The organism is Actinoplanes auranticolor (assembly GCF_018332655.1).
Classification (GTDB): domain Bacteria; phylum Actinomycetota; class Actinomycetes; order Mycobacteriales; family Micromonosporaceae; genus Actinoplanes; species Actinoplanes auranticolor.
Map to the genome: position 1 here is coordinate 76,318 of NZ_BOQL01000068.1, position 8,292 is coordinate 84,609.

Here is an 8,292-nt window from a genome sequence, read left to right on the forward strand (position 1 = left end):
ATGGCGGGCGCGACCGAACGCGCGGGACGGGCGTTACTGGCGGTCGGCGGGTTGGTGCGGCGGGCGGAGGTCTCCGCGGACGGCCGTACGCTGCACCAGATCGGCGGCCGGGAGGCGGACAGCTTCTACCGGGACCGGTGGTCGTACGACAAGGTGGTGCGCTCGACCCACGGGGTGAACTGCACCGGCTCGTGCTCCTGGAAGGTGTACGTCAAGGACGGCATCATCACCTGGGAGCAGCAGCAGACCGACTATCCCAGCGTCGGCGCCGACCGGCCCGAGTACGAGCCGCGCGGCTGTCCCCGCGGCGCCGCGTTCTCGTGGTACACGTACTCGCCGACCCGGGTGCGGTATCCGTACGCCCGCGGCGTGCTGATCGAGATGTACCGGGAGGCCAAGGCCCGCCTCGGCGGTGACCCGGTCGCGGCGTGGGCCGACATCCAGGCCGATCCGGTACGCCGGCGCCGTTACCAGCGGGCCCGCGGCAAAGGTGGCCTCGTCCGGGTGTCCTGGGACGAGGCACAGGAGATCGTCGCCGCCGCGCACGTGCACACGATCGGGGCGTACGGCCCGGACCGGGTGGCCGGCTTCTCGCCGATCCCCGCGATGTCGATGGTGTCGCACGCGACCGGCGCCCGCTTCCTGTCGCTGATCGGCGGCTCGATGCTGTCGTTCTACGACTGGTACGCCGACCTGCCGGTCGCCTCGCCGCAGATGTTCGGCGACCAGACCGACGTGCCGGAGTCGGGGGACTGGTGGGACGCCTCGTACCTGGTGATGTGGGGCTCCAACGTCCCGGTGACCCGGACCCCGGACGCGCACTGGATGGCCGAGGCCCGCTACCGCGGCCAGAAGGTCGTCGTGGTGTCGCCCGACTACGCCGACAACGTGAAGTTCGCCGACGAGTGGCTGCCCGCCCAGCCCGGCACCGACGGCGCCCTGGCGATGGCGATGGGTCACGTCGTCCTCAAGGAGTTCTTCGTCGACAAGGTCACGCCGCGCTTCGCCGACTACGTCTCGCGCTACACCGACCTGCCCTACCTGGTCGCGCTGGAGCCGGTCGACGGCGGCGGCTACCGGCCGGGCAAGTTCGTCACGGCCGCCGACCTGGGGGAGACCGGCGCCGAGGCGGCCTTCCGGCCCGTGTTGTGGGACTCGGCCACCGACGCGCCCGTGGTGCCCGGCGGATCGCTGGGGGACCGGTTCAGCGAGGCCGGCGTGGGCCGGTGGAACCTCGATCTCGGCGACATCGTGCCCCGGCTCAGCTGCGCCGGTGGCGAGGGCGCCGAGATCGCGCTGCCGCGCTTCGACAACGACACCCCGGAGCTGATGCGCCGCGGTGTACCCACCGCCCGCGTCGGCGGCAAGCTGGTGACCACGGTCTTCGACCTGATGCTGGCGCAGTACGGCGTCGCCCGGCCCGGCCTGCCCGGCACCTGGCCGAGCGGCTACGACGACGTCGACGTGCCGTACACCCCGGCGTGGCAGGAGCCGATCACCGGCGTACCCGCCGCGGCCGTGGCCCGGATCGGCCGCGAGTTCGCCGACAACGCCGAACGCTCCGGCGGCCGGTCGATGATCCTGATGGGTGCGGGGACCAACCACTGGTTCCACTCCGACACCACCTACCGTGCGATGCTCACCCTGACCACGCTGACCGGCTGCCAGGGGGTCAACGGCGGCGGCTGGGCGCACTACGTCGGACAGGAGAAGTGCCGGCCGGTGACCGGCTGGTCGCACCTGGCGTTCGGGCTGGACTGGGCCCGGCCGCCGCGGCAGATGATCGGCACCGCGTTCTGGTACCTGCACACCGACCAGTGGCGCTACGACCAGTACGGCGCCGACGTGCTGACCTCGCCGCTGGCCAAGGGGGAGTTCGCCGGCAAGCACACCGCCGACCTGCTGGCCAAGTCGGCCCGGCTGGGGTGGATGCCGTCGATGCCGACCTTCGACCGCAACCCCCTCGACGTAGCCGACGAGGCCCTCGCGGCGGCACCGGACAACCCGGCTGCGCATGTGGCGCAGGAACTGGTCGACGGCCGGCTCGGCTTCGCCTGCACGGACCCGGACGCACCGGAGAACTGGCCGCGGGTGCTCACGGTGTGGCGGGCCAACCTGCTGGGCTCGTCGGCGAAGGGCAACGAGTACTTCCTGCGGCATCTGCTCGGCACCGACGCGTCCCTGCGCGCCGAGGAGGCACCGCCGGAGAAGCGCCCGCAGGACGTCGTCTGGCACGACGAGGCGCCCGAGGGCAAGCTGGACCTGCTGCTGTCGCTGGACTTCCGGATGACCTCCACGACGCTGTTCTCCGACGTGGTCCTGCCCGCGGCGACGTGGTACGAGAAGCACGACCTCAACACCACGGACATGCACCCGTTCATCCACGCGTTCACCCCGGCGATCAACCCGCCGTGGCAGACCCGCACCGACTTCGACGCGTTCCACGGCATCGCCAAGGTCTTCTCCGACCTGGCCGGCCCGCGCCTGGGTGTGCGCCAGGACCTGGTCGCCGCGCCGCTGCTGCACGACACCCCGGACGCGATGGCCACCCCCGGTGGAGTCGTGCGGGACTGGAAGACCGGCGAGGTCCCGGCCGTGCCGGGCCGCACCATGGGAAAGTTCATCGTGGTGGAACGCGACTACGGCGCGATCAGCGCGAAGATGGGCGCCCTGGGCCCGCTGCTCGACCGGCTCGGGACCACCACGAAGGCGGTCACCGTCGACGTCAACCGGAGATCGCGTTTCTGGGCAAAATCAACGGCACCGTCCGCGGTGGCGTCGCCGACGGCCGCCCCCGGCTGGACACCGACATCCGGGCCTGCGAGGCCATCCTGGCGCTGTCCGGCACCACCAACGGCCGGGTGGCCACCGAGGGCTTCCAGTTCCTGGAACGGCGCACCGGCCAACGGCTGGCCGATCTGGCCGCCGAGCACGAGGGCAAGCAGATCCGGTTCTCCGACTGCCAGTCCCGGCCCGTCCCGGTGATCACCAGTCCGGAGTGGTCCGGCAGCGAGCACGGCGGGCGCCGGTACTCGCCGTTCACCATCAACACCGAGCGCCTCAAGCCCTGGCACACTCTCACCGGACGGCAGCACTTCTACCTCGACCACGACTGGATCGCCGAGCTCGGTGAGGAGTTGCCGATCTTCCGGCCCCCGCTGGACATGCACAAGCTCTTCGGCGAGCCGCGCCTGGGGGCCAAGGGGGAACTGGAACTGACGGTGCGCTACCTGACGCCGCACTCGAAGTGGTCCATCCACTCCGAGTACCAGGACAACCTGATCATGCTGACGCTCTCCCGCGGCGGCCCGACGATGTGGATGAGCGAGAAGGACGCCGCCAAGATCGGCGTCACGGACAACGAGTGGATCGAGGCGGTCAACCGCAACGGCGTCGTGGTCTGCCGCGCCGTGGTCACCCACAAGATGCCCGAGGGCACCGTCTACCTGTACCACGCCGCGGAGCGGGTCATCGACGTGCCGAAGGCGGAGACCAACGGCCGGCGCGGCGGTATCCACAACTCGCTGACCCGCCTGCTCATCAAGCCCAGCCACATCATCGGCGGCTACGCGCAGCTGTCGTTCGCGTTCAACTACCTCGGCCCGACCGGCAACCAGCGCGACGAGGTCACCGTCATCCGTCGTCGCTCCCAGGAGGTGCAGTACTGATGCGCGTCATGGCCCAGATGTCGATGGTGATGAACCTCGACAAGTGCATCGGGTGCCACACCTGCTCGGTCACCTGCAAACAGGCGTGGACCAACCGCTCCGGTGTGGAGTACGTGTGGTTCAACAACGTCGAGTCCCGCCCCGGGCAGGGTTATCCGCGTACCTACCAGAACCAGGATCGGTGGGAGGGCGGCTGGACCCGGACCCGGACCGGGCGGCTCAAGCCCCGCGCCGGCGGCCGGATCAAGAAGCTGTTCAGCATCTTCGCCAACCCCAAGATGCCCGCCATGCAGGACTACTACGAGCCCTGGACCTACGACTACGAGCACCTGCTCACCGCCCCGGCCGGCGACGACACCCCGGTGGCCCGGCCGAAATCGCTGCTGACCGGGAAGGACACCAAGGTCACCTGGTCGGCGAACTGGGACGACTCGCTGGCCGGCGGCAACGAGATCGCCGCCGGCGACCCGATCCTGCAGCAGATGTCGGAGCAGGTCCGCCAGGAGTACGAGAAGGCGTTCCTGTTCTTCCTGCCCCGCATCTGCGAGCACTGCCTCAACCCGTCCTGCGCGGCGTCCTGCCCGTCCGGGGCGATCTACAAGCGCGCCGAGGACGGCATCGTCCTGGTCGACCAGGACCGCTGCCGGGGCTGGCGGATGTGCGTGACCGGCTGCCCGTACAAGAAGATCTACTTCAACCACCGCACCGGCAAGGCCGAGAAGTGCACGTTCTGCTTCCCGCGGATCGAGATCGGCCAGCCGACCATCTGCTCGGAGACGTGCGTCGGCCGGCTGCGCTACCTCGGCCTGATGCTGTACGACGCCGACGCGGTCGGCAAAGCCGCCGCGGTCAAGGACGAGCACGCCCTCTACGAGGCGCAGAAGTCGGTCTTCCTCGACCCGCACGACCCGCAGGTGATCGCCGCGGCCCGCGCCGCCGACATCCCGGACGACTGGATCACCGCGGCGCAGCGCTCCCCGATCTGGGACCTGATCATGAAGTACGAGGTCGCCCTGCCGCTGCACCCGGAGTACCGGACCATGCCGATGGTCTGGTACATCCCGCCGCTGTCCCCGGTCGTCGACATCCTGCGCGACACCGGCCACGACGGCGAGGACCTGGACAACCTCTTCGGCGCCGTCGACGCGCTGCGCATCCCGGTCGACTACCTGGCCGGGCTGTTCACCGCGGGTGACCCCGCCCCGGTGACCGCCGTCCTGCAACGGCTCGCCGCGATGCGGGCCTACCAGCGCCGGATCAACCTCGGCGAGGAACGCGACGAATCCCTCGCCGCCGCGGTCGGCATGACCGGCACCGAGATGGACGACATGTACCGGCTGCTGGCCATCGCCAAGTACGAGGAGCGCTACGTCATCCCGGCCGCGCACGCCGAGGACGCCCACCACCTCGAACAACTCGCCACCGAGTGCAGCCTGGACACCGAGGGCGGGCCGGGCATGGGCGGTTCCGGGCCGTTCGGGGAGTCCTCCGGCACGCCGGCGCCGATCTCGATCGAGAACTTCCACATGCTGCGGGACCGGCAGACCGCCGACTCCGTCGCCGCGCCCGACGACAAACAGAAGCGGGTCAACCTGCTCAACTGGGACGGCAAGGGCCGTCCCGAGGGACTCTTCCCACCCAAGAAGGACGGAGGCGACCAGTGAGCCGATCCGCCTGGCGACCTGTCGCGGCCCGCGCCGCCTCGTTGCTGCTGCGTTATCCCGACCACGAGGTCCTGTCGGCCCTGCCGACCCTGGTGGCGGCGCTCGACGAGCTTCCGGCACCCGTCGCCGAGCCGTTGCGGGTGGTGGCCGAGCACCGCCGGGCCGGCGATCCCGCGGCGCTCGCGGCAACCTACGTCGAGCTGTTCGACTTCCGCCGCCGCTGCTGCCTGCACCTGACCTACTACACCGCCGGCGACACCCGTAAGCGCGGCGAGGCGCTGGTGCTGTTCGCCGAGGCGTACAAGCAGGCGGGCCTGCGGCTCGTCGGTGGCGAACTGCCGGACTATCTGCCCGCGGTGCTCGACCTGGCCGCGCTCGACGACGACGGCTGGCGGCTGCTGCGGGAGAACCGGATCGGCCTCGACCTGCTGGCCAAGGCGCTGCACACCGAGAAGTCGGTCTACCGGTACGCCATCGAAGCCGTCCGGGCCATGCTGCCGGCACCCCAGCCCGGCGACATCGCCGCCGCCGTCCGGCTCGCGCAGACCGGACCGCCGGTCGAACAGGTCGGACTGGAACCGTTCGGGCTCGTCGACACCACCGGAGGCCGGCGATGAACGTGCTGCTCTGGGTCGTCTTCCCGTACCTGTGCATCGCCGTGCTCGTCGGCGGCCTGATCTGGCGGTACCGCTACGACAAGTTCGGCTGGACCACCCGCTCGTCCCAGCTGTACGAGAGCGCCGTCCTGCGCTGGGGCAGCCCCATGTTCCACTTCGGGGTGCTCATGGTCCTCGTCGGGCACGTCGGCGGTCTGATCATCCCCAAGTCCTGGACCGAGGCCGTCGGCATCACCGAGCACGCCTACCACCTGATGGCCGTGTTCGTCGGCACCGTCGCGGGTTTCTGCACGCTGATCGGCATGGCGATCCTCATCGCCCGGCGCCGGCTCACCGGGCCGGTCTTCGCCGCCACCACCAGGAACGACAAGGCCATGTACGTCGTGCTCGCCGCGGTGATCGTGCTGGGGCTGTGGTCGACCCTGCGGGCCAACGTGTCCGGCGACGGCTACGACTACCGGGAGACCATCTCACCCTGGTTCCGGTCGCTGTTCTACCTCAGCCCGGATCCCGGGATCATGGCCGCCGTCCCGATCGGCTTCCAGATCCACATCATCGCCGCGTTCGCGCTGTTCGCCTTCTGGCCGTTCACCCGCCTGGTGCACGCCTTCAGCGCACCCGTGGGCTACCTGACCCGTCCCTACGTGCCCTACCGCAGCCGGGACACCCGGCCCGGGCTGCGTCCGTCCCGGCCCGGCTGGGAAGGCCCGCCGAAGCTGCCCGCCCGCCGCGACCGCGGCTGACCGGCCCGACCCGAGGAACCACGATGACCACAACCGCCGGAGCGGTGCGACCGGGCGCCACCCGTAACCTGATCCTCGCGACCATCGGCTTCATGGTGAACTTCTGGGCCTGGGCCCTGCTGGGCCCGCTGGGGCCGGGTGTGAAGGAACGCCTGGGGCTCAGCTTCGCCGCCCAGTCCCTGCTGGTCGCGGTCCCGGTGCTGGTCGGCTCGCTCGGGCGGATCCCGGTCGGGGCGCTCACCGACCGGTACGGCGCCCGGATCATGTTCCCGCTCGTCAGCATCGCCACCATCGTCCCGGTGCTGACCCTGACCATGGTGTCGTCCTACCCGGCACTGATCGTCACCGGCTTCTTCCTGGGCCTGGGCGGCACCACCTTCGCCGTCGGCGTGCCGCTGGTCTCCGGCTGGTATCCGCCGGCCCGCAAGGGTTTCGCCATCGGCGTCTTCGGCGTCGGCATGGGCGGCACCGCGATCTCCAACTTCACCACCGTCAAGCTCGCCGACACCTACGGCGACAACACGCCGTTCCTGCTCGTCGCGGCCCTGCTGGCGGCGTACGCGGTGGTTGCCTTCCTGCTGATCCGCGACGCCCCGGACCGGCAACGGCCGGCCGGCTCGGCCTGGGGACGGATCAAGGACGTCGGGCGCCTGGCCGTCACCTGGCAGATGTGCTTCCTGTACGCGGTCGGCTTCGGCGGGTTCGTCGCCTTCAGCGTCTACCTGCCGGCGTACCTGCGCGAGGCGTACGGCCTCACCGCCAACGACGCTGCCCTGCGTACCGCCGGTTTTGTCGTCCTGGCCGTCATCGCCCGGCCGGTGGGCGGCTGGTTGTCCGACCGGCTGCACCCGGTGCCCGTGCTGGTGTGGTGCTTCTCCGGGACGGCGCTGTTCGCCGTCGTGCAGGCGTTCCAGCCGCCGCTCGTCCCGGTCGCCACGATCGCCTTGCTGGCCATGGCCGGCCTGCTCGGCGCGGCCAGCGGCGCCGTGTTCGCCCTGGTCGGCAGGGTCGCACCGGCGGACAAGGTCGGCAGCGTCACCGGCGTGGTCGGCGCGGCGGGCGGGCTCGGCGGCTTCGTCCCACCCCTGGTCATGGGCTGGGTGTACGGCGCCGAGAGTTCCTACGCCATCGGGCTCATGCTGCTGTCGGACGTCGCGATCGCGGCCGCCGTCTACACCGCCGTCAAGATGAGCGGCCTGGTCCGCCGGCCGGTCACCACCTAAGGAGAACCATCGTGCCAACGTCGTTGACCACTCTCGCCACCCAGCACCTCGCCACGGCCCGGGACTCGTCCAGCGGGCGCAGCGCCCAGACCCTCGTCGGCGGGCACACGCACACCCTGCGGCAGACGCTGATCGCGCTGCGCGCCGGCGCGGCCCTGGACGAGCACGAGAACCCCGGGGAGGCGACCCTGCACGTCCTGGCCGGCCGGGTCCGCCTGGCCAGCGGGGACACGTCCACCGACGGGTCGGCCGGTGACCTGCTCGTCATTCCGGACGCGCGGCACAGCCTGACCGCGCTCGAGGACGCCGCCGTCCTGCTGACCGTGGCCAAGCTCGGGTAGGCCGAAGGTCCCGAAAGGTACGGCTGGGCGGCACTG

Annotated in this window: 5 protein-coding genes and 1 pseudogene; all 6 read left to right on the forward strand. The window is 70.7% G+C overall.

The window, feature by feature from the left end:
* Positions 1 to 3,668 (forward strand): annotated as a pseudogene (locus Aau02nite_RS38545) (nitrate reductase subunit alpha).
* Positions 3,668 to 5,332, forward strand: coding sequence for a nitrate reductase subunit beta (gene narH, locus Aau02nite_RS38550; RefSeq protein ID WP_212993588.1), 1,665 nt, complete (start codon positions 3,668 to 3,670; stop codon positions 5,330 to 5,332). Before Aau02nite_RS38545 ends, narH begins: the two are co-directional and overlap by 1 nt.
* Positions 5,329 to 5,949 (forward strand): nitrate reductase molybdenum cofactor assembly chaperone, encoded by a 621-nt coding sequence (gene narJ, locus Aau02nite_RS38555; protein ID WP_212993589.1) that lies wholly within the window; start codon positions 5,329 to 5,331, stop codon positions 5,947 to 5,949. Before narH ends, narJ begins: the two co-directional genes overlap by 4 nt.
* Positions 5,946 to 6,692: a respiratory nitrate reductase subunit gamma gene (gene narI, locus Aau02nite_RS38560; protein WP_212993590.1), complete on the forward strand. Its 747-nt coding sequence runs from the start codon at positions 5,946 to 5,948 to the stop codon at positions 6,690 to 6,692. The genes narJ and narI overlap by 4 nt, the downstream gene beginning before the upstream one ends.
* A gap of 23 nt (positions 6,693 to 6,715) precedes the next feature.
* On the forward strand, positions 6,716 to 7,915 hold the full coding sequence (locus Aau02nite_RS38565; protein ID WP_212993591.1) for an MFS transporter: 1,200 nt from the start codon (positions 6,716 to 6,718) through the stop codon (positions 7,913 to 7,915).
* A gap of 11 nt (positions 7,916 to 7,926) precedes the next feature.
* Positions 7,927 to 8,256: a cupin domain-containing protein gene (locus Aau02nite_RS38570; protein ID WP_246595768.1), complete on the forward strand. Its 330-nt coding sequence runs from the start codon at positions 7,927 to 7,929 to the stop codon at positions 8,254 to 8,256.
* Positions 8,257 to 8,292: the final 36 nt, after the last annotated feature.

Excerpts from the sequence above, each read along its gene's own strand:
- narH (WP_212993588.1), top strand. The coding sequence starts at position 3,668 with ATGCGCGTCATGGCCCAGATGTCGATGGTGATGAACCTCGACAAGTGC.
- narI (WP_212993590.1), top strand. The coding sequence starts at position 5,946 with ATGAACGTGCTGCTCTGGGTCGTCTTCCCGTACCTGTGCATCGCCGTG.
- Aau02nite_RS38565 (WP_212993591.1), top strand. The coding sequence starts at position 6,716 with ATGACCACAACCGCCGGAGCGGTGCGACCGGGCGCCACCCGTAACCTG.